Below are 23,059 nucleotides of genomic sequence, written 5' to 3'. Positions count from 1 at the left end.
TGGCCTGATGGGCGAGCCCCAGTATAGCATTGTGGCGCTATGGATCAGCGCAAGCCGTGGTAAGCTGGAACCTCTTATTGAGGAGTATCTCGTGTCCAAGCTCGTTATTGCCACCCGAGAGAGCCCGTTGGCGCTCTGGCAGGCCAACTATGTCGCAGATCGACTGCGCGCACTGTATCCGGATCTCACGGTAGAACTGTTGGGTATGACCTCTCGCGGAGATCAATTACTCGATAAACCTCTCTACAAAGTCGGGGGGAAAGGGCTGTTCGTTAAGGAGTTAGAAACAGCACTGCTCGATGGCCGCGCAGATATCGCAGTGCACTCTATGAAAGACGTACCCATGTCGCTGCCTCCCGGCCTTACGCTGGGCGTTATCTGCGAGCGTGAAGATCCGAGAGATGCCCTTGTTGGTATATCGGCTCTATCTGAGCTTGATGAGGGTGCCCGCTTTGGAACATCGAGTTTGCGCAGGGCCTGCCAGATAAGGCGCGTACGCCCTGATTTAGATATTGGCTTTTTACGAGGCAATGTGAATACCCGATTGGCGAAGCTAGATGCGGGTGAGTTCGATGCCATTATTCTCGCCACAGCGGGTTTAGTGAGGTTGGGCTTTGAGTCGCGAATCGGCGCGCGTATAGAGCCTGAAGTTTCACTACCTGCCGGTGGCCAGGGTGCTGTCGGTATTGAGTATCGCAGTGATGATGATCGAGTGGCTGAGCTGCTAGCACCCCTGAACGACCCCCTCACGGCCAAATGTGTCACTGCTGAGCGCGCAGTCGTGAGAGTGCTGGATGGTGGTTGTGATGTTCCGATCGCCAGCTACGCGGTACAAGAGAACAATGAGCTTTGGCTGCGGGCATTGGTGGGTTCCGTTGACGGAAGCTCTGTGCTTGAGGCCCAAGCTCGAGGCACCGAAGCTGAAGAGCTGGGTCGAGAGGTTGCGCAGGCCTTGCTCGATGGAGGTGCAGCGGAACTGCTCGAGGCCGCGCGAGGGTGACCCTAACAGCGGTCCTGACACGGCCCGGGGGGGTAGTTGAGCCCCTGCGGATCGTGCTTGAACAGCGCGGTGTTGACAGCATTGTGCAGCCCTTAATCAACATCGCATCGATTTCTGTTGAGGACAGAGAGCTGATAACGCTTTACCCCGGTGATATTTGTATTTTTATCAGCGTGAATGCTGTCGAACAGGGCCTTGCTAATTTAGCGCCACAGTTACGCGAGCTAGGGTCTCCAATTCTGGCGGTAGGTCGAGCGACAGCAAGCGCCATATCTTCGGCAGGATTTGATGTCAGCGTGCCTTCACAGGCTGACTCTGAGGGCTTGTTGGATCTTGATATTCTGCACGGCGTCAAGGGCAAGCAAATTGTTCTCGTCAAAGGTGAGGGTGGCCGTGGTTTGCTCGCTGAGGCTTTGCGTGAGCGAGGAGCCGAGGTCGTCAGCTACGTGTGTTACCGGCGAGCTCCAACGGAGATTGATGCCGGTCAGTTTTGCTGGCAGTTGTGTGAAAAGGAACACTTGGTTTTTCAGGCGAGCTCTGGAGAGATTGTTGAACAATTAACCGATCTACTGGGGCGGGGCGGTCAGCCCAACCTGCTAGATAGTCCTGTGATTGTGCCTTCGAAGCGTGTTGCTAAAATTGCAGCGGGGCTGGGTTGGAGCCGTATCATCACGGCAGCCGGTGCGGGTGATGATTCGTTTCTTGCGGCCATTGAGCCCCTGCAAAGTCAGCAGATCAAGGAACAAACGCGGCTGAACGAACCACTGAAGGAGCAAAACGGTATGGTGGCCGAAAGCCCTAATGACGCTAACAGTGAATTAGCACCAATACCCGAGGACAAACCTGCGAAGAAACCCGCTGCGGCTGATCCCGTCAGCACGCCGGCATCCAAACGCAACAGTGACCGTTTTGCTAGGACGCTGCTCGTGTTGCTGCTATTGGTGCTCGGTGGTGGTGCTTATCTTGGCTGGGCCTACGGTTTACCTCGCTATCAAGAATTAATGTTACAGCTTGAAGCCAGCGACGCTCGACTGGCCGCTTTAGAGGGTTCACCGGATACTCTTGCCCGTGAGCTTGCTTTGGGGTTTGAGCAACAAATGGCAGAGTCTCAGGCGTTAACGTCGGCAGCATTGCAAGCCTCAGCAGCGCGGCAATCTCAACGTCTGCTAGAGCAGGAAAGCGTGGCCCAACTGATGTCAGAGCGTCTTGAGCGAGTCGACATCCGGCTCGCTAGGCTCACGGCTACTGATCGACGGGCTTGGTTGGCCAACGAGGCCGCTTTTTTGGTTAGGCTGTCGGCACAGCGGTTGCTGGTGTCTAGAGATATCGACGCCGCGCAAGCGCTGCTGGCTAATGCAGATGCTTTACTCATGGAGGTCAATGACCCGCGATTTATCACCGCACGGCGAGCGCTTGCTGCCGACTTAGCGCGTCTTGCAGTGGCCCCAAGGGTTGATTCGGTAGGTCTATACGCTCGGTTTGCCGCACTCATTGAGCAGGCCGCTTTATTACAGGTTCGGGTTGCCAAGGCACCAGAGCCCCCAGTACCAGCGAGTGAGGGCTTATGGTCTCAGGCGAATGCTGGCTGGCGCGCGGCGCTTGATAAATTGTCACGTTACCTCGTGGTGCAGCGCCGTAGCGATGAGCGGGCCGGGCTGCTGACGCCTGATTGGGAGAATTTGATTCGCCAAAATCTTCGCATGTCACTTGAGCAGGCTCAGATTGCAGCGCTGTCTGCCAACGCGACCCTGTTTCAACACGCCGTCGCTCGAGCCCGGGCATCCATAGAGGTTTTTACAGACACTGACCCCGATCGGGTTGCGGCCATGGTCGCCGAGCTCAATGGGCTAGCGGCCCTCAATATCGCGCCTGAAATACCTGATTTATTGGACTCTCGCGCTGCGTTGGCTGATGCCATCAGAGCGATAGACAGCGGCGATAACGTCATGGGCGTGGCGGCTCCGGCGGAGGTCGACTAACGATGCGTGGATTCATCGTCTTGGCAGTCTTGGGCCTGATATTGGGTGCCGCACTGGTAAATCAGGTCGACCAAGATGGCGGTTATGTCTACGCCAGTCTCGGTGATGTGGTGGTGGAGACGAGTGTTTGGTTTGCCCTATTAGCGTGGTTGATCAGCTGGGGGCTGATAGCACTCTTATTCGGCGCTGTTCGGCGAGTGTGGGGTACCCAGCGTGTATTGAGCGGTTGGATGGGCCAGCGGAAAAGTCGTAACGCCACGGCACTCACAAATCGCGGTCTCATCAGTTTTATCGAGGGAAATTGGGAGCGGGCGCGGACGCAGTTGCTGCGCTCGGCGCGCTACAGCGATGCCCCTTTGGTGAATCATCTTATTGCTGCGCGCGCGAGTTTTAGGTTGGGGAACATTGACGAAGCCAAGGAGCAGCTGGGAAAGGCCGAGAGTGTTGAGGCAGATGCCGGCGTGGCGGTTGAGCTAACGCAGGCGGAACTTCAGTTATCGGCAGGTAACTACGAGCAGGCGCTGGCAACTTTAGTCCGGGCCCGGGCTAACGCCGCAAAACACCCTTACGTTTTAGCACTGTTGGCAAGAGCTCACCGGCATTTAGGTGAATGGGATGCACTGCGCCCGCTGTTACCTGAGCTGCGGAAATACGGCTTACTAGAAGACGTTGCACTGAGAGGCCTTGAGGGGGAGCTCTGGCATGCGCTTATCCGGTCAATTGCTGAGCAGTCGAATGGCAGTGTTAAGGACCTCGAGGTGCTGTGGCGTGATATGCCCCGTGCGCAGCGCGAGCAATTGCCGCTGAGGATTTGCTACCTCGATGCCCTGATTACACTCTGTGGTTATGGCGAGGCAGAAAAACACATCGTTAGCTGGCTGGGAAAAGATTGGCAGCCTGAGCTGGTGGCGTTTCTGGGGCGCTTTCCCCCTGACAATCCGCGCAAGCTTCTTAAAATAGTTCGAAAATGGCTGGACGCGCCTAGCCATGATGGAGTGTTGCTCTTAGCCGTAGCTAGAGTGGCACTCCACGCTGGAGATTGGGAAACCGCGGGCACCTGGCTCGAACAGGCGCATCAGCGAGGGGCTACCCCTGAAAACTGTTGTGAGCTGGCGCGCTTTTGCGCTGCAAGGGGCGACCACGAGCGAGCCAGTGCTCTGTCGGCAGAGGCTGTAGGGTTGAGTCTTGCGCCACTGCCCGAGGTGCCATTGCCCGATTCTAAAGAAGGGCAGTAATCACGCAATCTGAGTGTTTTAACGTCCCGGGAGCTCGATGTTGAGCTCCTGCCAGATCTCGTCAATACGATCTTTTACAGTGCTGTCCATAGCGATGGCTTCACCCCACTCCCGATCAGTCTCACCTTCCCATTTGTTGGTTGCATCCATGCCAACCTTAGACCCAAGGCCGGGGACAGGGGATGCAAAGTCAAGATAGTCGATGGGCGTGTTGTCGATGAATACGCAGTCTCTGCGAGGGTCCATTCTTGTCGTCATCGCCCAGATAACGTCTTCCCAGGAGCGAGCATTAATATCTTCGTCAGCGACAATGATGAACTTGGTGTACATAAACTGACGCAGGAAAGACCAAATTCCCAACATAACGCGCTTGGCGTGTCCGGGGTATTCCTTGCGAATCGTGACAACCGCCATTCGGTAAGAGCAACCCTCAGGTGGGAGGTAAAAATCGACGATCTCTGGAAATTGCTTCTGCAGCAGTGGTACGAAAACTTCATTGAGAGCGACGCCTAAAATTGCAGGTTCATCGGGTGGGCGTCCGGTATAAGTACTGTGGTAGATAGGGTTTTTGCGAGTCGTCATTTTTTCAACTGTAAACACGGGAAAGCGTTCGACTTCGTTGTAGTAGCCGGTGTGGTCGCCATAGGGACCTTCCTCGGCCTCTTCGCTGGGGTCTATGTATCCCTCAAGAATAATTTCTGCGTGAGCTGGAACGCGAAGATCATTGGCTTTGCAGCGATCGGTCAGGCACTCGGCGAGCTCGGTTTTACTGCCACGTAATAAGCCGGCGAAAGCGTATTCGGACAATGCGTCTGGGACGGGTGTTACCGCCCCCAAGGTTGTCGCCGGGTCGGCTCCCAGCGCAATGGCTACCGGGTAGGGTTCACCAGGGTGCTTAAGTGTCCAATCTCTAAAGTCGAGTGCCCCGCCACGATGGGACAGCCAACGCATGATCAACTTGCGTGGGCCTAGGCGCTGCATCCGGTAAATGCCAAGATTCATTCTTGGTTTTTCTGGGCCGCGTGTGATCACTAGCGGCCAAGTGATGAGAGGGGCGACATCCCCGGGCCAGCAGGTTTGAACCGGGATGGTGGTTAGGTCCACTGCGTCCCCCTCGAGCACCACCTCCTGACAAGGCGGGCGCTTAATGGTTTTCGGCCCCATATTCAGGACCTTTTTGAGTAAGGGCGCTTTGTCGATGAGGTCGCGCATGCCTTTGGGCGGGTCGGGTTGCCGCAAGTAGGCTAATAACTCACCGATTTCTCTCAAGGCGCTCGTTGACGTTGCTCCCATCCCACGCGCTACCCGGGTTTCCGTACCAAACAAGTTGGCCAGTACCGGCATGCTGTATCCCTTGGGATTTTCGAACAGGAGAGCGGGCCCACCGCCCCGCAATGTGCGGTCGGCGATTTCGGTCATTTCCAAGTTGGGGTCAACTTCCGCGGTAATACGAACTAATTGCCCCTCCGCTTCGAGGGTGGCAATGAAGTCCCGCAAATCGGTGAATTGTGCGGCCATAAATTGTCCTCACTGGGAGCGTTGGTATGCCCCTAGGGAGCTAGGGGCCAAAAGATAGCAGCTGGCGAGGGGCTGTTGCTTACTGCCCCCGGCGCTTATTTTCGCTTCATTGACTTAAAGAATTCTTCGTTGGAATTGGTGTTTTTGAGTTTATCCAGCAAAAATTCAACGGCGGGTAGGTCTTCCATGCCGTGCAGCAACTTACGCAGAATCCACATGCGTTGAAGTTCATCTTCACCGGTGAGCAGTTCCTCTCGGCGGGTACCCGAGCGACGAATATTAATCGCAGGATAAATTCGCTTCTCGGCTATTTTCCGGTCTAGGTGTAACTCAAGGTTGCCGGTGCCTTTGAACTCTTCATAAATTACCTCGTCCATCTTGGAACCGGTATCGATGAGGGCTGTGGCAATAATGGAGAGGCTGCCACCTTCCTCAATATTTCGTGCTGCGCCAAAAAACCGTTTTGGACGCTCGAGGGCATGGGCGTCCACACCACCCGTTAACACCTTGCCTGAGCTCGGTACAACGGTGTTGTAGGCACGTGCAAGGCGAGTAATAGAATCTAGAAGAATGACAACATCGCGTTTGTGTTCAACCAGTCGTTTAGCTTTTTCAATCACCATATCGGCGACCTGCACGTGCCGTGAGGGCGGCTCATCAAACGTCGAGGCCACAACTTCGGCTCCCCGGGCGCCCACCGAACGCTGCATTTCGGTGACTTCTTCCGGACGCTCGTCAATGAGCAGCACGATCACATAGCATTCGGGATTATTCGTGATAATCGCCTGCGCTACGTTTTGCATCATGATGGTCTTACCCGCCTTAGGAGGGGCGACTAATAATCCGCGCTGACCCTTACCAATAGGCGCTACAAGGTCGATGATCCTACCGGTCAAGTCTTCGGTAGACCCGTTGCCTTTTTCGAGTGATAGGCGCTCATTGGGAAAGAGTGGCGTCAAGTTTTCGAAGAGGATCTTACTTTTCGCGCTTTCGGGCACTTCAAAGTTGACATCTTTTACTTTCAGTAACGCAAAGTACCGCTCAGAGTCTTTTGGCGGGCGGATCATGCCGGTAATCGTATCGCCCGTGCGCAGGTTGAATCGTCGAATCTGGCTGGGACTTACGTAAATATCGTCGGGGCCGGCGAGGTAGGATGAGTCCGATGAGCGAAGGAATCCGAAACCGTCTTGCAGTATCTCAAGAACACCATCGCCCCAAATATCCTCGCCGCTTTTGGCGTGACGCTTGAGCAGTGCGAAAATAATATCCTGCTTGCGTGACCGCGCCATATTTTCGAGGCCCATTTCCTGAGCCATATCAATCAGCTCTTGGGTGGGCTTATCTTTTAGCTCGGTCAAGCTCAATGGGTTGGCACTGGGTGTGCTGGGTTCTCGTCGACGCTGTCGTCGGTTACGCCCTCTACGGTTGTTATTACCACCGTTGTCTTTTTCGCTGGCTTCCGTGTTTTCTGAAGTCGCCTCAGGAGTTGGCTGCTCGGGACTTGATGTCTCAGCGCCTTCGGTGCGATTTAATTTCAGAGTTTTGGTTTGCCCTGCGTCGGCGTCAGTCTCCGTCGCACTATCACTGGCGGCGGTATCGGGAGCGTCTTTCGCTTTCGCTGCAGCAACATCGGGGGAGGTTGGTTCGGCTGTTGTTTTGTTCGCCGTAGCCTCAGGGGCCGATTTGGCTGCGGCTTCGGTAGCGGCAGGTGTTTCTGAGGCATTTGCTGCCTCAACGTTGTTGCTCATTGAGCTATTGTTTTCATCCACAAGTAAAGTCCGGATTTATTAAGAAGGAGGTGCTGCCGTGGTAGGAATCCACTGCAGGTACGGTCTGACCTTATCCGACGCTTTGCACAAACACCCGACTTAAGTGGGTAGCCTGAGGCATAAAAATGTTGGAAAGGAACAAAGGCTGGACCAGGCTGGTCGCGCCACATCTGTAAACTAGCACTGCGAAAAGGAAGCGTCCAGCCCCCTTTGGCTATCTTTTTTTAAAACATTGTTGTGTGTAGCCCCCCAATAGAGGGGCTAGCAAAGGATAAAGCTACAGGCACTCGTCGACAAATGCAGCAAGTTGGGATTTGCTTAGCGCCCCGACTTTGGTTTCGACGGCATTGCCATCTTTGAAGATAATCAAGGTTGGAATGCCTCGGATGGCAAACTTTTCAGGAATGCCGGGGTTGGCATCGACGTCAACCTTACAAATTTTTAAACGCCCATCGTATTCGGTGGCGAGTTCGTCGAGAATAGGCGCTATCATTTTGCACGGACCACACCACTCGGCCCAAAAGTCCACTAACACGGGTAGCTCTGAAGACAATACCTCAGCGTCAAAAGTGGCTTCGCTGACATGGACGATGCTTTGGGTCATAGGGACTCCCTGAAATAGAAACGTAAATTAGGTGGGTAGATGACGCAGTATAATAGCACCCCTAGGGCTGATGAAAAATGCCCCTCGGAGTCCGCGTGTTGGTGGGTGTATTTGGTGCGCTGCGCGGACCACACGCTTTACTGTGGTGTCACGGTGAATCTTCTAAGGCGCGTGCGGCAGCATAACGGGGAGTTGGCAGGAGGTGCGCGTTACACGCGTGTCAGAAGGCCGGTGGAATTGGTATGGAAAAAGTCGGCGAGCTCACGCAGCGAGGCGCAGCAGTTTGAAGCCCAGACACGTCGACTGTCCCGGCAAGACAAGCAAAGGCTCATCGCAGAGGAAAAAGATGACGGCCCCTAATACCCTCAACGTGGATACTTTTTGGAGCTGGGCAGTCGCGCAGTGGACAGATCCAGTGGTGGCAACAGAAATGATGGCATTACAGGAGGAGCATGGGTGCACCGTATTGGAGCTGCTACTGATGGGCTGGCTGGGCCTACAAGGTTGGGCGGTGACCCCTGAGGCCCGGCATGCACTTGCCACTACGGCGGCGCCTTGGCTCGACGGTGTGGTTATTCCTTTGCGTAGCACGCGCCGTGGTTGGCGTGAAAATGACGGCCTGGCAAGCCAGCGTCAGCAGCTACAACGACTTGAGCTTAAAGCTGAATATGCCTTGGCTGAACTATATTTTGGATCCTTGGCTGTACTTGGGCCAAGTGAGCTAGTTTTGATGGAAGAGTCGAGGGTGATTGATAACCTTGGTATAGCACTCTCAGTTGCCGCGAAACCAGTTCCTCGGCAGCGTATAGTCGGTCTGGGGGCGTTATTATCTTAACCAGTATTCACCGCCCCTTAAGCGCCGGTCACCCTTGGTGGTAGGTTAACGGTGGCACAAGCGCGATACTCCCTTTAAAATGTCTGGGTACCTTCTCCGATGTCACAAGACGTCGATCACTTTTTGCAGGAAGAAACCATGTTTCGAATGACTACTGGTCGCATAGCGACTTTTTTGATGGCGCCGGTTCTGGTGGGCGCTTTGTCCGCTTGTCAGGAACAGGCTAAGGAGCCCGACCCCATGACACTAGATACCCCTGAGAAGCGTTTATCCTATGGTATTGCCCTGCGAATGGGTGAGCGTATGGTCGCGGATGGCATGGCGATGGATGTTGATGCTTATGCACTGGGAATGCGAGACGCATTTGACGGTGCCGAGGCGCGACTGACCGAGGAAGAAATTACCGCTGAGATGATGGCGTTTCAGGAAAAAATGGAAGCCGAGCGTGCGGGTGAGCAAGCGGTTTTATCTGAAGGAAATTCAGAAGCTGGAGCGGCTTTCCTCGCTGAAAACGCTCAGCGTGAGGGTGTCACAGTGACCGAATCAGGACTTCAATATGAAGTCGTGAAAGCAGGCACCGGTGCGACTCCGGGTGTAGACGACCAGGTGGAGGTTCACTACCGAGGTACGCTGATTGACGGGACCGTATTTGATAGTTCTTACGATCGCGGCCAAACCGTGACTTTTGGCGTCACGCAAGTGATTGCTGGCTGGACCGAAGCGCTGCAGCTGATGCAAGAAGGTGCGACCTACAAGTTGTACATTCCCAGTGATCTTGCCTACGGAGCCGGTGGTGCTGGGCAAGTTATTGGCCCAAACGCCACGCTTATTTTTGATGTTGAGCTGGTCGCTATCGTTGCTTCAGAGTCATAAAAACCGTCATGCGCTGAGCATAGCGGCGTAACAAGCGCACGACAGAAGCCCGGTCTCACTGACCGGGTTTTTTTTGGGGGGTTTTCCTGCAGTGGGGGTAAAGGCCCAATGGCCTCTTGCAGAGCAGGTTTTTCCCAGCGCGGCCCACTAAATAGACAGATGCGGGGAGCCATTTTGCAGATTCTCGAGAACTCCTCGGCTGCCGGGGAATTCTGCGAGGTGTTGATCAGTCTTTTACCGCGTTGTACTGGCTGTAAAATCGATCGAGATACGTCTGAAAGGACTCTTTGCTGTCTTGCTCCATGGCTTTCTGCTGATGCAATGAAACCTCTGTCGCGGTCTGAAATTCAGCTGTTTCAATAGGGCCCAGTGGCGCCGCTAAAAAGTCTTTCTGCCACTGCTTGGAGTAATTGAGCGCTAATTGCCAGAAAGGAGTGTTCGTGTCGCGCATCTCTCGTAGAACCCGCCCCGACGGTGTGAGTTCAGGATCGGCGATTCGTGCGTAGGCAGCTTTGACTGCCTGCTGGTGCAGGTTTGAACCTGCCTCGGCATCCATGGTCTCTGCTGTTTTGGACATACTGTCGAGCAGTCGATGGGCAACAAGCTTTAGGGGTTGATCGCCCTCAGGCGTCAGTAGCCGCACTTCAGGGGAGCGGCCCTCGTTAACAACCCGGCGCAGATTTTCCTGATTGCGCCGTTGTCCGTCTTCATTACAAAGTGGGCTCTGCGACAGGATGGCGTCGACAAGAAACACATCGATTAACCGCATGGTCTCGGCATCGATTCCCAGGGCAAGAAGGGATTTATGTCGATACAGCGAATTTCGATGTATTCGATACCGCCGCGTTTAAGGGCGATAACAGGGGCTTCCCCTGATTGGGCAACCCGCTTGGGTCGTATGGGACTGTAGAACTCATTTTCAATTTGCAGCAAAGAGTCATTGAGCTGTGCTTGCTCGCCAGTCTCGGTAACGTCAAATTGTGCATAGTCAGCATGTGGCGTGACGATGGCGCTGCTGAGCGTTGCCAAATAATTTTCAAGATTGTTGTAGCAAACATTGAGGCTGGATTGGGCGTTGCTGGTGTAACCCAAATCACCCATCCGCAGCGAAGTAGCGTTGGGCATGTAAAGGCTAGTGCCGCTAGCATCGAAGGGGACTAAGGGGTGTTCGCGATTGCCCGCTAGAAAGCTGGCACAAACTGCCGGTGAGGCTCCCAACAAATAAATGAGTAACCATGCGCGATCGAAAAAGTTTCTTATCAGCCCTAAATAGCCGGCGGTTTGGAAATCTTTGAGTGATCCCTTGCTGCCCTCACGCTCCCAGGCTGCTCGCCAAAATGCTTCGGGCATTGAAAAGTTGTAGTGGATTCCCGCAATGGCCTGCATCATTCGCCCGTAACGAACGCCAAGGCCATTTCGATAAACACGCTTCATTTGCCCCACATTTGAAGTGCCATAGTGGGCAATCGGGATACTGCGATCGCCAGCAACGATGCACGGCATGCTAGCGCCCCAGATCAGCTCGCCGTTCAATTGCGAAGCGGTAAACCTGTGTATTGCATCAAGTTGGGCCAGTGTGAGCTCGACATCGTGGGCCACTGGTGTAATAAATTCTAAAAGTGACTCGGAATAGTCAGTGGTAATAGAGGGGTGTGTGAGTGCAGACCCCAGTGTCGGTGGATGCGGGCTTTGGGCAAGCATTCCCGTAGACGCATTAACGCGCAGCCCTTCTTTTTCTATACCCCGGCAAATACCGGCCAACAAGTGTTTGCCAGAGCCTGAAACGAGGTCGTATTTAGCAGTCAGGGGTAAGTCCAAGGGCGTCTAAGTCTCCAGAGACAGCGGCGCTTTGGGATGTATTAAAGGCGCCAGTCAGGTTTAATAGCGTTGCAAGTGTAAGTGCTGGCTTCGTCGGGGTACAGACGGAGAGCAAAAAGTCTCAATGGAATTTGGCCGACATGGAGGTGGGGCATGAAAATTGAAGCTTGGTTAACGATTTTAGCAGAGCAAGGGGGGTCAGACCTCTTTCTCAGTACGGGCGCGCCACCCTGTGCAAAATTTGATGGGCAATTGAGGCCCGTTGCTGCAGAGGTATTAAAACCCGGTGAAATTGCGGTCATCGCTGACGAAATTATGGACGACACCCAGCGGGAAGAGTTTCGTAATGAGTTGGAGCTCAATCTTGCCGTCTCGATATCGGGCGTGGGGCGTTTCAGGGTCAATGTTTTCAATCAGCGTAACCAAGTGTCCATTGTTGCGAGACATATCGTGACGGACATTCCGAACTGGGAAGATTTGGGGCTGCCGCCGCTGCTTACTGAACTCATTATGGAAAAAAGGGGGCTTCTACTTTTTGTCGGCGCTACCGGGTCGGGAAAATCAACATCTCTGGCGGCCTTGATCGATTACCGCAATGCCAATAATGCTGGGCACATTGTCACTATCGAAGATCCTATTGAGTTTGTACATCGGCATAAGCGTTCTATCGTCAATCAGCGCGAGGTCGGAGTGGATACCCGAAGCTGGCATAACGCGCTGAAAAACACCTTACGGCAGGCACCGGATGCAATTCTGATTGGAGAAATTCGTGATCGTGAGACCATGGAGCAAGCGATCTCTTTTGCCGAAACGGGGCACCTATGTATTTCAACGCTGCATGCCAACAACGCAAATCAGGCCTTAGACCGTATTATCAACTTTTTCCCTGAAGCGAAGCGTTCGCAATTGTTGTTAGATTTGTCTCTAAATTTGCGCGCTTTTGTATCCCAGCGTCTCCTACCCGCAAAAGATGGTGGGCGCGCAGCCGCTGTCGAAATTTTACTGGGTACCCCCAGTATTCAGGAATTGATTATTCGCGGGGAAATTGCGGGTATTAAGGAGATGATGGAAAAGTCTGAAAATATTGGAATGAAAACCTTTGATAAGGCGCTCTTTGATTTAGTAAAGGCGGGAAAGATTACCGAGGAAGAGGCGCTGAAAAATGCAGATTCCGGCAATAACTTGAGACTGCGATTTAAACTGGCCAAGGACGATGGCAGCTTAGGAGAAACCGGTGGGTTGTCACTGGAGGATATTAACTGAGGCCAGTTTTGCCGGGTCATCGTGTGTGGGGTTCAAGGCGTTCCTGTTGTTGAAACAGTTGGCTGACAGATTCACGAAAGTTGGTTTTTCGCTCTAGGATGTCCACCATATCCCTATCAATGAGTGCAACAAGCTGGGGAACAGTAAGCTCCCGAATCTTGATGCCATCCCTATTGGTAAAAATATAACTGTTCTTGTCCAAATCACAGGCGACGATTTTTGCCATCAAGGGTGGGTCCCGATCATGGAATCCCAGCCAGGTACCCATCGGGATCTGTAGTTTCACGATCGCATCGCTATCGTAATGGCTCTCGTTGAACCGCGGAGCCGGCTTTTTTGGGGTTTGTAACGGTGCCGGCCTTTGCTCAGGGGCTTTATTCCCGCTCGGGGCATCGTGTGTGTTTGCAACGCATTGATCTCCGAGCGGGTTGGGCTGATCAAGTGGGGTTGATCGGCTCTCAGCGTTACTGAATTGAGGCTCAGATTGGGGGGGGGAATGGATTTTGCTGTGTTGGTGCAGCTCGATGGCATCGGTCATTGCCAGACAGAAGCTATCTTGGGCCTCTAGGCAGCGGGCTTCGCCTGAGGTCATTAATGATCGGAATTCAACCAGTGATCGGCGCAGCGCCCGGTTTCCAAGTGGGTCCATAAAAAGCAGGAAGTGGTTGTTGATGAGTGTGCCTGCAAAGCGAAGCCGTACCGTCTGCTCTGGGGTCTGCATTAAGAACCAGTGACCGGGAAGCAGGTTCAATGCTTTAAGGTCGTCGGAGGTAATTGGCAGGCTCTCACCCACACTCCCTATCACGCAATCGATATGTTGTAATGCCAGGTCCTCTCCACGCAAATTTCGCAGCATGGCATATTCAATCAAGCCAACGGCGTCTGCGATGGCCACAGTATCGCCCTGTAAACTGACTAATTGCTTTGATAGGGTGATCGAAATTTGCTGCATGGCCATGTACAGCCGGTGCAGCTCGGCACCATTGTTTGGATTCACCGGTTGAACGGCATCGACCAAAAGCTGGGTCGTATCCATAAATGTGCGCCACTCTGGGCTTTCAAAGCCTTGTGCTTGCGCAATACACACCCCACTCGCGTACCAATCTGACGCGATAAATTGGGCGACAGACTCCGGCAATGCCGTTTGGCTTATAGCCGTGTTAATGAGCCACGCCGCGGCTTGTTGAGTGGCATCATTTCCCAAGCTGGCCAATTCCCGTTGCAAAAGAAGGGCGTCGAGTTTTTCAAGGTGTGTCTGGTGGTCGTGTATTTTTTGTTCTAAAAAAATCCGAGTCTCATCAACCCGTGCCTCGCTGGGGAAGTCATCATTAATACGGTCTACAGCATCTGATGCCGTCGTTAGCATTTTGAGCCCGGCGTTACCTAGACCGCTATGCCAACCTCTGGCGAAATCGTAAAAAACGTCGAGAAGGCGGTGTAAACCATGGCCTCCAGGAGTAAAAAAACGAGAGTCTGTTAGTGCAAACGCCGCGGCTAGAGGTCGACAACGATTCACCAGTTGCTGCATTTCGGGAGCCAATGTGGCTCTGTTTTCCCAGCATGTAAAGGTGGCGTCAATCCAGCAGAGCGTGGCCAGACTGTCTCGGTCTAGGCATTCACTGCCCACCTCACTAAGTGCATTGAGTAGGTTGGGTTGATCGGAGTTAAGTTGCGCTAGTGTGGGGATTAGGTCGGCAGCCCTCAGACCGTCCTGAAAGGCCTCGCCGGTGTAGTTAGCGAGCACCTTTGCCTCTAGCGACCGCGTTAGCGGTAACCTCCCACCGTCCTTGGTGGTTTCCTGATTGCTCACTGCTCACCCCACGTCCATTCGGTTTCGGCACAGTATGCTCGGGCACTAATTTGGCGTTCTAATTCCCATGCATTGCTGACAGTAAAGTGTCGATAATACGTTCCAGTTGCTTGAGGTTATTACATTCTGTCGCTAGGTGACAGTGCTGTGTAACGGGCAGCATAGCCGAGTCGCCGGTTCCCCAGGCCAGTCTAGGCTCGGGATTCAACCAGATAAGACGCTTACATTTCGCCTTGATCTCTGCCAACAGGTCTAGCCTGAGGTCGGAGTTATTGTTCCGTGCATCCCCCAGAATGATCACAGTGGTGGCTTTGTTAATGTCTTGCAGGGCCAGGTCACTAAAATCGGACAGAGCACGAGCATAATCTGTGGCACCGCCGTACACGCGATTTACTCGAGACACGGCTTCTTCAACAGAAAGTTCGCTGAACCAGTCGGTGACCTCGCCCAGTGAGCTAGAAAAAGCGAAGCTGCGTGTGCGTGGCAGCACGTCTTGCAGGGCATAAAGGAACATCAGCAAAAACTTAGCGTAGGTTGCAACTGAGCCGCTTACGTCGCAGATAGCCATTACCTGGGGTCTTTTTTTCTGTATCTGCCGCCAATGGGTATTAAAAGGAATGCCGTCTGTCGCTACAGAGGCCCGCAGTGTCATCGGAACGTTAAGCTGGCCGCGACGCTTTTTCCGTCGCCGTCTACCGTGTCGACTCGCTAATTTTCGGGCCATCCGATCCATTAACTTGCGCATTCTCGCCATCTGATGAGGGCTGATATTGGCCAGCCTAACTTCTGATAGGGCCTCATCCAAAAAGTCTTCGGTATCGCCGGCGGCGTGGACCAGATAGGCACGCTCAACGCGATCACGGGCCCGGTGGCGGAGGCTCTCTCTTAGTCGTTGAATTTCCTGAAAGGCTTTCGGTTGGTTACCTTCAAGTTCGATCGCGGCATCCCGCAAGGCGGTCTCACCCAGAGCATCAAGCAGTTTTCGGGTGAATTGACCTCGCTGGGTGAACAGGCGTATCTCATCGATTCTGGCGGCTTCGGCAGCGGCTTCAATCGCCATAGCCAGTGCGCTTTCGTCACCGTCTTGTAGGGCATTCATGAGGTCTGAGCTCATGAGGCCGGCAAGGGTTGGATCGTCCTGTGCTGAAGGGTTCTGCAGCAGATCCTCTAAGCTCGGTGTCGATTCAGTACTCGTCGAGGGGTTATCTTGAGCGTCGGTTTGCGTAGATTCTGAAGCGCTATTTTCTGCCTCTGGGCCCCCTGAGGTTTTATCGTCAGGGTGCTGGGGTGCAAAAAAAAGATCAAAAGCTTCTAAGTAAGCTGATTGTTCAAAGGTACTCTTCGCCAACACAGCGGCGAGACCGTCTCTTAGCTTCGTGCGATCCTCATAGCCCAAAAGCCCTGCAGCGTGCACCGCATCTAGGGTATCGGCGGGGGAAACGGGAACATCTTTGCTACGAAGGAACTTTATGAACGCCAGTAGCTGAGAGCTTCCAGTGCCTGGGGTCATAAGCCATCTGCAATTTTCAAAAGTTTGCCCAGCTGGCCTTCAGCCTCCACGATGTCCTCCTCGTACTTGAGCAGCACATTTAAGGTGTCGTGGACTAAACCCGCATCGAGTTGGTTGGCGTGCAGTAGCACCAGACTTCTAGCCCAGTCTAGTGTTTCGGAGATAGCCGGCGCCTTTTTTAAATCCAGCTCGCGGATGGCGTGTACAAAACGGACCAATTGATCGCTGAGGTGACTTTCAAGATCGGGTACCCGGGCCGTAACAATGCGACCTTCTAGTTCGATGGACGGAAATGGAATGTGTAAATGCAAACAGCGGCGCTTGAGAGCGTCCGATAAATCCCGGGTATCGTTACTGGTTAGGAATACCATGGGCTTAGAACGCGCTTGAATCGTGCCTATCTCTGGGATGGATATTTGATAGTCAGATAGCACTTCCAGTAGTAAGGATTCAAATTCGAAATCGGCTTTATCGATTTCATCGATGAGTAAAACTGCGCCATCATCTTGCTCCATAGCGCGCAGCAGCGGGCGTGGCTCGAGGAATTCTTTGGCATAAAAAACATCGCCGGTGCTGTGTAGGCGTTGTATCGATTCTTTGAGGCCTTTTGCGCCATCGAGGATGTCGCCTAATTGCTCCTTGAGTATTTGGGTGTAAAGCAGCTGTTTGCCATACTTCCACTCGTACAGCGCTTTTGCCTCATCCAGCCCCTCGTAGCATTGAAGCCTGACTAAAGGCTTTGCGATTACCTCGGCACAGGTTTTAGCCAATTCAGTTTTACCAACCCCGGGGGGGCCTTCAACCAAAATCGGTTTGTTGAGTGCTGCAGCAAGGTAAACGACCGTAGCGATTCTAGGCGTGCAAATGTAGCCAGCTTCACCAAAGGCGGTGCTGATGGCATTCACGTCATCGAGTTGGGGGTATAAGGTGGTGTCCAAGTTTATATCCTAAGTGTTCAGCCGCCCGAAGCATTCATGAAGCGCATGATTTGGGGTTGGTCTGGTTGGTCAAAAACGTGTTGCTCGGGCTTGTCATTTAATGCCGCAACAATCGCGCTACTCAGTTCAAAATCGCTAGCGCCGTCACGAAGCAGGTCGCGCAGGCTGATGGAGTGTTCATTGCCTAGGCACAGAAGGAGTTGCCCCTCAGCAGTCACTCGTAACCGATTACAGCTGGCGCAGAAATTATTGCTGTGGGGCGATATTAGGCCCATACGGCTCGATGAACCATCGACCCGCCAGTACCGGGCGGGCCCGCTGTGTTCAGGTGTGGCTTCGCTATTGAGATTGTAGTGTTGCTTCACCTCGCTAAGGATGGTGTCGCTAGACAGGTATTCAAGAGGCTTCCCTGCGAGGTTGACTTGCCCTAGAGGCATCTCCTCGATGAAAGCGATATCGAGACCGCGATTCAAGGCGAAGTCGAGTAGGGGCCGTATGTCGCCCTCGTTACTACCGCGTAAAACCACCGCATTGAGGCGTATTCGGGGGAAATCTTGTTCTCTGGCTGCGTCAATACCAGCGATGACGTCTTCAAGAGTGCCCGTTCGCGTCAATGCCCGAAACCGCGCAGCATCTAGAGTGTCCAGGCTAATGTTGAGGGTGGTCACGCCGGCAGCTCGTAACGCAGGGGCGAAGCGCACCAGTTGACTGCCGTTAGTGGTGACGGCTAGCTCTTTCAGCCCATCTTCGGACCGCAGTGACCCCAACTCCTGAAACAGCGTGGTGACGTCTCTGCGCACTAAAGGCTCGCCACCAGTCACACGAAGCTTAGCAACGCCTAATTGGACAAATACCCGCGCAATACGCGCGATTTCCTCGAGGCTGAGTACCTTGCTGCGGGGCAAAAACGTCATTTCTTCTGCCATACAGTAGGTGCAGCGGAAGTCACACCGATCGGTTACCGACAGGCGCACGTAATCAATGCGGCGATTAAAGCTGTCAATTAATTGTAGGGGAGTGCTTTGAGTCATCGCGAGAGTTTACACTTTCTTAGCTGTGATTCAGTATCGAGTATTCGTTAATCGGGCGTTTAAATTAAAAAGTGCTAAACCCAAACACATCCGTTGTTCCCGGCCTTATTCTGGCAGCCCTGATGGCATTGCTAGAGCTTCATTACGGGCTTTCTCAGGACATGGTTGTCACGTCAGTGACGGCCACCTTGTGCATAGTCTGGTGGATTTTCAAGCCCATACCCATTCCCGTTACGTCTTTATTACCCCTTGCTTTGATGCCGATGTTTGGGGTGCTTACCCCAGCTCAAACGGGGGCTGCCTATGGCTCGCCCCTTATTTTACTGTTGTTGGGCGCCTTTATTCTATCCCGTGGGATGGAGTCTACCGGCGCCCATGAGCGGGTAGCCCTAGGCGTCATTCGCCTGGTGGGGTCGGACAGCCCCCGTCGTTTGGTGCTGGGTTTTATGGTTTCGGGTGCGGTATTGAGCATGTGGGTTTCCAATACTGCCACTGTGTTGATGCTGCTGCCGGTTGCATTGGCGGTTCTCGATAGTGCCGAACAGAAGGAGCGCTTGGCCGCACCGCTGTTACTTGGCCTGGCTTGGTCATGTTCTATCGGGGGGATGGGGACCCCGATTGGTACGCCGCCCAATTTAATTTTTATGCAGGTGTACGAGGATACAACGGGGCTGACCATTGGCTTTATCCAGTGGATGTCATGGGGGGTGCCAATTGTCGCGACTATGATTGCCGTTGCGGCGCTTTGGTTGACTCGATCTTTGCCTGAAAAAATCAAGGTGACCCTGCCCGATGCAAAGGCATGGCACAGTGCTGAAAAAAGGGTTTTCATGATCTTTGGTGTCACAGCCTTTATGTGGATGACGCGGGCACAGCCTTTTGGCGGCTGGCGAGAGCTGCTGGGTGTACCTAGTGCCAACGATGCTTCAGTGGCCTTTTTGGCGGTGATCGTTTTATTTATGTCACGAGATGATGAAGGAGCGCCGCTGATTACCTGGCAGACAGCTGCCGGTATTCCTTGGGGGGTTTTATTGTTGTTTGCAGGGGGTATTTGCCTGGCGAGCGCTTTTGTGGCGTCGGGCCTCTCGGCGTTCGCCGGCGAGGCTCTGGCGGCATTGGCTAACTTGCCGATCTATCTCATGCTGCTGTTCGTCTGCCTTGCGGTGACTTTCATGACCGAAGCCACTTCCAATACGGCGACAACGGCGCTGTTAATGCCAATCTTGGCCGCTGCTGCGATTGCCGCGGGAGTGGAGCCTTTATTGCTGATGGTGCCGGCCGCGATGAGTGCCAGCTGCGCCTTTATGTTGCCCGTAGCGACGGCCCCAAACGCCGTGATCTACGGTACCGACAGGGTCGCTATAAGCACAATGTTTCGGGAGGGTCTGCTGCTCAACCTAGTGGGAGCATTTGTAGTGTCGTTGGGGTTATGGTGGCTGCTGCCGCAGTAGCAACGAGGGCATCATTAAGGCAATGACGCTGCGTAGATAGCCATCGTTCGCGTGGTAAACGTCCCGAACGATGGCTACGGCTGATTTACAGCTGCGCTAGCATGGTCTCAGCGGAACTCACGTCCACACCGGGACCTTCTTCGATGTTGAGGTGCGTCACAGTGCCGTTGTCGACAACCATGGCATAGCGTTGCGAACGTGTGCCCAGCCCAAATCCGCTGCCATCAAGCTCTAAACCAAGCTTGCTGGTGAGCTCACCATTACCGTCAGCCAGCATTGTTATGTGGTCGGCATTGTGTGCCTCGCCCCAAGCTCCCATGACAAAGGCATCGTTAACTGACAAACAGATGATGCTATCTATGCCGGCGGCTTTGATTTGATCGGCATGGGCTACGTAGCCGGGTAGGTGAGTCATGGAACAGCCGGGGGTGAATGCTCCGGGCACGGCAAAAAGAAGTACTTTTTTTCCATCGAACAGTTCGCTGGTGGTTACGCCGCCTGGGCCACTTTCGCCCATCACCATGAGATTGGCTGCAGGGATGGTATCGCCGATTGCAATTGTCATAGGATTTTCCTGAATAAATAAAACGGGCGTGTTTTGTAACGTATACCGGCGGATCAGTCCAGTGGGGTGGCCTCCTCGTCGACCATTTGTTGGTAAAGTTGCTCGCAAATATTGTAGAAGTTGCGTTGTTCATTCCCGAGGTAGGGTGCGCAGTGAGACAAGATTTGTAGAACGCCGCGGTGAACTAACAAAGCTTCGGGATCTTGAGGGTTGAGTATGGGGTCGTAACTAAGCCAGCAGTTCATGCACAGTGTCATCGTATTAGTGACTGTCGCTAATTGGGGGTCTGTGTCTCTGCCAGCAATCGGAATAAGTTCTTCGGCTATGTTTCCGCAAACTTTCTGTTTCATTCTTAGTAACCGTCGAAAGCCGCGATCTATGTCAGTAAAGCGCGCCATGACACCACGGGGATTCTCATACAAATAGCGATATTTCAGCATTTTTTCTAAAATGACGGTCAGGAACAGCCAGCTGGTTTCTATGGAAGTAGTCGACCGATCGCCGGTAAACAATCCCGGAGGCTGAACGGCAGGCCCCATGAGAACAACCATTTCTCGCTGCATTTTGGCGAAGAGCGCAAGATGTAGCGCTTCTTTGCCTTTGAAATGGTAGTAAAGGTTACCCGTGCTGATCCCCAACTCCAGTGCGACGTCAGAGGCCGTCACTGAGCCCTCTCCGCGAGCGTTAAACAGAGACCTCGTGGTTTCTAGAATGTGTTCTGGGGTCTTCACAGTCACAGCAGGCTCCTAAGGCTTGCCAAGAAGTATGACAGGCAGCTTACCTTAGCTGTTCAGCGGAGTCCGCTCCGGCCCTGTGCTGGCGCCGAGTTTTTGATCGCTGAGTCGCTGGAAGTCGGCGATTTTTAAGCCAAAAAAAGGGAGGCAGCGCCTCCCTGAACTCTGCAGGACTGGGTTTATGCAGTTTTGGTCACCTTAGCGCGCAGATCATCAAATCGCGCTTTAGCCTTGCTCATTTGCTCGTCGAGCATGGTTCGGTCGGTGAGAGCGTCTAGCTCCAGATCTTCGAAGGCTTTAAGAGCATCTTTTTCGACAGCGGTGCCGCGCTTTACGAGAGTTTCGTAAACAGCTTCAGCTTGCTTGCGACGCTCATTGAGCTTGCCCTGGGCATCGTCTACCTGGCTTTGTAACATTTCCAGTTGCTCGAGCATTTGATCGTAGGCCATGCCGTAAACGCCCAGACCAGCGCGCAGTGCATTGCGACTGGTTTCAACAGCCACGGCGCGTAGATCACGAGAAGCGGCTTTGCTAGCAGCAGCTGGGCGCTTGGCGCGTGTTTTCGCTGTTGCAGCCTTGGCGGGTGCCTTCTTGGCAGCTGGTTTTTTAGCAGCGGCTTTCTTGGGCGCAATTTTCTTGCTCGCAACAGACTTCTTGGCCGGTGTCTTGCGTGCTTTAGGGGTAGCTTTAGTGTCAGCCATGATAAATCTCTCCGTTTTAAACATTAACTTAAAGGGTGTAAGCGGTGTGCTTGCATACCCAACCCGGCAAGAATCGCCTTTGTAATTAGAAAATACTTTCTAAAAAATTAGTTAATTTTTAACAGACGTAAATCCCTGATGGGTGCGTATAAGTGGTGTTAAAAACAAAGCAATGCGCGCTTTGTTTATCGGTACACATATTTAGCGATGGTAATGATAGTGACAACAAACTCTACGCAGAGCCCAGGCCGGCAACGCCTGACAATTAAAAAGTTTCTGATTGCTGCATTGATCACAGGCATGGGCCTGCTGGTTTCGGGCCTGGTTCTGACCGGAAAGCCAGCGCCCGTGGCCAACGTGCCCCCAGAACCTCTAAGGCCTGTGGTATCGGTGCTCTACGCTCAGCCTTCGGCAATTTCTCTAGCGGTAAACACACAGGGCACTGTTGAGGCGCGACGGCGGATCAGCTTAGTGGCCGAGGTCGCGGGCAAAGTAGCGACGGTAGCAGGCCAATTTGAAGAAGGTGCGTTTTTTGATGCGGGCGACACGCTACTGCAGCTTGAGCAAGCAGACTACGAGTTTGCGATCGCTAGGGCTGAGTCGCAAGTCGCTGCGGCAGAGCAGCGACTTGCCGAGGAGCGCGGCAGAAACCGGCAAGCGAAGCGTGAATGGCGCGAGCTAGGGACCGTTGAAGCCAACGCATTGTTCCTGCGGCAGCCGCAGATGAAAGCCGCTGAGGCGGCATTGAAGGCGGCGGTGGCAGATTTGTCCGCCGCCCAATTAGCGCTGTCTAGAACCGAGATTCGGGCGCCTTTTAGTGGTCGCATTGAATCTAAACGCGTAGATCTAGGGCAGTATATTGCACCCGGGACGGCGGTCGCCGAAATTTACGCGACCGATATCGTTGATGTCGCCTTACCCTTAAATGACAGTCAGCTGGCGGCACTAAAATTGCCGATGAATGCCAATGTGGCTTTGGCTACTCCGGTCACACTTAGCACTGATTTTGGCGGACGCGAGTGGCAGTGGCAGGCTCAAATTAAAAGGGTTCAGGCGGTGGTAGATAGGCAGTCCAGAACAGTCAATGCTATTGCTGAGGTGCTGCAGCCTTTTGACTCAGCAGCCTCGGGGCGCCCCCCACTAACGCCAGGTATGTTTGTTCGAGCTGAAATACCCACCCCCCCAATGCCTGACTTGGTGCAATTACCGGCGTCAGCGCTGCGCTCGGACAACACCGTCTTGGTCGTTGGCAAAGGCGACAAGCTTGATCGCCAGTCTGTGACGGTACAACGCCGGACCGAGCAGTGGGCTTGGGTCTCTGGTCTCACTCTGGGAAGCCGCGTTGTTCGCGCTCAGACAGGACTGTTGGTTGCAGGCCTCACTGTTGAGGTTTCTGGGACTGCTGTTGCTTTGGGGGATAGCTAG

General features: G+C 53.6%; 21 protein-coding genes. 9 read left to right on the top strand and 12 right to left on the bottom strand.

All coding sequences use genetic code 11. From position 1 onward, the window contains the following. Positions 1–91 precede the first annotated feature (91 nt). From hemC to ACMAZB_RS13385, 3 genes are read left to right on the top strand one after another with little or no spacing between them, the layout of a single operon-like run. A complete protein-coding gene (gene hemC, locus ACMAZB_RS13395; RefSeq protein ID WP_435216043.1) occupies positions 92–1,000 on the top strand; it encodes a hydroxymethylbilane synthase in 909 nt (302 codons plus the stop codon). Continuing rightward, a complete protein-coding gene (locus ACMAZB_RS13390; RefSeq protein WP_435217856.1) occupies positions 997–2,979 on the top strand; it encodes a uroporphyrinogen-III C-methyltransferase in 1,983 nt (660 codons plus the stop codon). Before hemC ends, ACMAZB_RS13390 begins: the two co-directional genes overlap by 4 nt. A gap of 2 nt (positions 2,980–2,981) precedes the next feature. Beyond that, the gene (locus tag ACMAZB_RS13385; protein ID WP_435217854.1) at positions 2,982–4,214 is read left to right on the top strand and encodes a heme biosynthesis HemY N-terminal domain-containing protein; all 1,233 of its coding nucleotides are present in this window, start codon (positions 2,982–2,984) and stop codon (positions 4,212–4,214) included. A gap of 18 nt (positions 4,215–4,232) precedes the next feature. Here ACMAZB_RS13385 and ubiD read toward each other — a convergent pair whose 3' ends face one another. The 3 genes from ubiD to trxA all read right to left on the bottom strand — a co-directional run bounded on the left by ubiD (position 4,233) and on the right by trxA (position 8,105). Then, on the bottom strand, positions 4,233–5,732 hold the full coding sequence (gene ubiD / locus ACMAZB_RS13380; RefSeq protein WP_435217852.1) for a 4-hydroxy-3-polyprenylbenzoate decarboxylase: 1,500 nt from the start codon (positions 5,730–5,732) through the stop codon (positions 4,233–4,235). Between the two features lie 95 nt (positions 5,733–5,827). After that, on the bottom strand, positions 5,828–7,096 hold the full coding sequence (rho, locus tag ACMAZB_RS13375) for a transcription termination factor Rho (RefSeq protein WP_435216041.1): 1,269 nt from the start codon (positions 7,094–7,096) through the stop codon (positions 5,828–5,830). Between the two features lie 682 nt (positions 7,097–7,778). Next, positions 7,779–8,105 (bottom strand): thioredoxin TrxA, encoded by a 327-nt coding sequence (trxA, locus tag ACMAZB_RS13370; protein ID WP_435212617.1) that lies wholly within the window; start codon positions 8,103–8,105, stop codon positions 7,779–7,781. Between the two features lie 39 nt (positions 8,106–8,144). Between trxA and ACMAZB_RS13365 the strand changes: the two genes are divergently transcribed. The 3 genes from ACMAZB_RS13365 (at position 8,145) to ACMAZB_RS13355 (ending at position 9,813) form a co-directional block, all read left to right on the top strand. Continuing rightward, positions 8,145–8,465, top strand: a complete 321-nt coding sequence (locus ACMAZB_RS13365; RefSeq protein WP_435217850.1) for a GIY-YIG nuclease family protein — start codon at positions 8,145–8,147, stop codon at positions 8,463–8,465. Further along, on the top strand, positions 8,452–8,940 hold the full coding sequence (locus ACMAZB_RS13360) for a TIGR02444 family protein (RefSeq protein WP_435217848.1): 489 nt from the start codon (positions 8,452–8,454) through the stop codon (positions 8,938–8,940). The genes ACMAZB_RS13365 and ACMAZB_RS13360 overlap by 14 nt, the downstream gene beginning before the upstream one ends. A gap of 99 nt (positions 8,941–9,039) precedes the next feature. After that, positions 9,040–9,813: an FKBP-type peptidyl-prolyl cis-trans isomerase gene (locus ACMAZB_RS13355; RefSeq protein WP_435217846.1), complete on the top strand. Its 774-nt coding sequence runs from the start codon at positions 9,040–9,042 to the stop codon at positions 9,811–9,813. A 226-nt stretch (positions 9,814–10,039) separates the two neighbouring features. Here the strand turns inward: ACMAZB_RS13355 and ACMAZB_RS13350 are convergent, their stop codons facing one another. Both ACMAZB_RS13350 and gshA read right to left on the bottom strand, forming a co-directional pair. After that, complete coding sequence (locus tag ACMAZB_RS13350) at positions 10,040–10,582, bottom strand: hypothetical protein (RefSeq protein ID WP_435217844.1); 543 nt, start codon at positions 10,580–10,582, stop codon at positions 10,040–10,042. Further along, positions 10,573–11,631: a glutamate--cysteine ligase gene (gene gshA / locus ACMAZB_RS13345; protein WP_435217842.1), complete on the bottom strand. Its 1,059-nt coding sequence runs from the start codon at positions 11,629–11,631 to the stop codon at positions 10,573–10,575. The genes ACMAZB_RS13350 and gshA overlap by 10 nt, the downstream gene beginning before the upstream one ends. A 153-nt stretch (positions 11,632–11,784) precedes the next feature. On the opposite strand from gshA, the gene ACMAZB_RS13340 reads away from it, so the two are divergent. Next, the gene (locus tag ACMAZB_RS13340) at positions 11,785–12,894 is read left to right on the top strand and encodes a PilT/PilU family type 4a pilus ATPase (protein ID WP_435217840.1); all 1,110 of its coding nucleotides are present in this window, start codon (positions 11,785–11,787) and stop codon (positions 12,892–12,894) included. A gap of 16 nt (positions 12,895–12,910) precedes the next feature. On the opposite strand, the gene ACMAZB_RS13335 is transcribed toward ACMAZB_RS13340, so the two are convergent. The 4 genes from ACMAZB_RS13335 to moaA are packed head-to-tail and all read right to left on the bottom strand — an operon-like array spanning position 12,911 to position 18,183. Beyond that, entirely contained in the window at positions 12,911–14,704 is a 1,794-nt protein-coding gene (locus ACMAZB_RS13335; protein WP_435217838.1) for a DUF1631 family protein, read from the bottom strand. 58 nt (positions 14,705–14,762) lie between these two features. After that, positions 14,763–16,214, bottom strand: a complete 1,452-nt coding sequence (locus ACMAZB_RS13330; protein ID WP_435217836.1) for a VWA domain-containing protein — start codon at positions 16,212–16,214, stop codon at positions 14,763–14,765. Then, positions 16,211–17,152: an AAA family ATPase gene (locus tag ACMAZB_RS13325; RefSeq protein ID WP_435212601.1), complete on the bottom strand. Its 942-nt coding sequence runs from the start codon at positions 17,150–17,152 to the stop codon at positions 16,211–16,213. Before ACMAZB_RS13325 ends, ACMAZB_RS13330 begins: the two co-directional genes overlap by 4 nt. 17 nt (positions 17,153–17,169) lie before the next feature. Beyond that, on the bottom strand, positions 17,170–18,183 hold the full coding sequence (gene moaA, locus ACMAZB_RS13320; protein ID WP_435217834.1) for a GTP 3',8-cyclase MoaA: 1,014 nt from the start codon (positions 18,181–18,183) through the stop codon (positions 17,170–17,172). A gap of 122 nt (positions 18,184–18,305) precedes the next feature. Here moaA and ACMAZB_RS13315 point away from each other — a divergent pair, with 122 nt between their 5' ends. Continuing rightward, positions 18,306–19,634: an SLC13 family permease gene (locus ACMAZB_RS13315; RefSeq protein WP_435217832.1), complete on the top strand. Its 1,329-nt coding sequence runs from the start codon at positions 18,306–18,308 to the stop codon at positions 19,632–19,634. Positions 19,635–19,719: 85 nt separating this feature from the next. Here ACMAZB_RS13315 and ACMAZB_RS13310 read toward each other — a convergent pair whose 3' ends face one another. The 3 genes from ACMAZB_RS13310 to ACMAZB_RS13300 all read right to left on the bottom strand — a co-directional run bounded on the left by ACMAZB_RS13310 (position 19,720) and on the right by ACMAZB_RS13300 (position 21,634). Then, a complete protein-coding gene (locus ACMAZB_RS13310; RefSeq protein ID WP_435217830.1) occupies positions 19,720–20,199 on the bottom strand; it encodes a peroxiredoxin in 480 nt (159 codons plus the stop codon). Between the two features lie 53 nt (positions 20,200–20,252). Next, positions 20,253–20,936 carry a TetR/AcrR family transcriptional regulator gene (locus ACMAZB_RS13305; protein ID WP_435212595.1) on the bottom strand — a complete coding sequence of 228 codons (684 nt, stop codon included), beginning with the start codon at positions 20,934–20,936 and terminating at the stop codon, positions 20,253–20,255. A gap of 176 nt (positions 20,937–21,112) precedes the next feature. Beyond that, entirely contained in the window at positions 21,113–21,634 is a 522-nt protein-coding gene (locus tag ACMAZB_RS13300; RefSeq protein ID WP_435212593.1) for a hypothetical protein, read from the bottom strand. Positions 21,635–21,853: 219 nt separating this feature from the next. Between ACMAZB_RS13300 and ACMAZB_RS13295 the strand changes: the two genes are divergently transcribed. After that, positions 21,854–23,059, top strand: coding sequence for an efflux RND transporter periplasmic adaptor subunit (locus ACMAZB_RS13295; RefSeq protein WP_435217828.1), 1,206 nt, complete (start codon positions 21,854–21,856; stop codon positions 23,057–23,059).

Origin of the sequence: Luminiphilus sp. nBUS_07 (assembly GCF_051201685.1) — a bacterium.
Lineage (GTDB): Bacteria > Pseudomonadota > Gammaproteobacteria > Pseudomonadales > Halieaceae > Luminiphilus.
Note: the sequence above shows the minus strand (reverse complement) of the source record. Positions and strands in the feature narration are given on the sequence as shown.

Bases quoted from the DNA above. Each gene is read 5' to 3' on its own strand.
- ACMAZB_RS13385 (WP_435217854.1), top strand. From the start codon at position 2,982: ATGCGTGGATTCATCGTCTTGGCAGTCTTGGGCCTGATATTGGGTGCC.
- ubiD (WP_435217852.1), bottom strand. From the start codon at position 5,732: ATGGCCGCACAATTCACCGATTTGCGGGACTTCATTGCCACCCTCGAA.
- trxA (WP_435212617.1), bottom strand. From the start codon at position 8,105: ATGACCCAAAGCATCGTCCATGTCAGCGAAGCCACTTTTGACGCTGAG.
- ACMAZB_RS13365 (WP_435217850.1), top strand. From the start codon at position 8,145: ATGACGCAGTATAATAGCACCCCTAGGGCTGATGAAAAATGCCCCTCG.
- ACMAZB_RS13360 (WP_435217848.1), top strand. From the start codon at position 8,452: ATGACGGCCCCTAATACCCTCAACGTGGATACTTTTTGGAGCTGGGCA.
- ACMAZB_RS13355 (WP_435217846.1), top strand. From the start codon at position 9,040: ATGTCACAAGACGTCGATCACTTTTTGCAGGAAGAAACCATGTTTCGA.
- ACMAZB_RS13350 (WP_435217844.1), bottom strand. From the start codon at position 10,582: ATGCGGTTAATCGATGTGTTTCTTGTCGACGCCATCCTGTCGCAGAGC.
- ACMAZB_RS13340 (WP_435217840.1), top strand. From the start codon at position 11,785: ATGAAAATTGAAGCTTGGTTAACGATTTTAGCAGAGCAAGGGGGGTCA.
- ACMAZB_RS13330 (WP_435217836.1), bottom strand. From the start codon at position 16,214: ATGACCCCAGGCACTGGAAGCTCTCAGCTACTGGCGTTCATAAAGTTC.
- moaA (WP_435217834.1), bottom strand. From the start codon at position 18,183: ATGACTCAAAGCACTCCCCTACAATTAATTGACAGCTTTAATCGCCGC.
- ACMAZB_RS13315 (WP_435217832.1), top strand. From the start codon at position 18,306: ATGGCATTGCTAGAGCTTCATTACGGGCTTTCTCAGGACATGGTTGTC.
- ACMAZB_RS13310 (WP_435217830.1), bottom strand. From the start codon at position 20,199: ATGACAATTGCAATCGGCGATACCATCCCTGCAGCCAATCTCATGGTG.
- ACMAZB_RS13300 (WP_435212593.1), bottom strand. From the start codon at position 21,634: ATGGCTGACACTAAAGCTACCCCTAAAGCACGCAAGACACCGGCCAAG.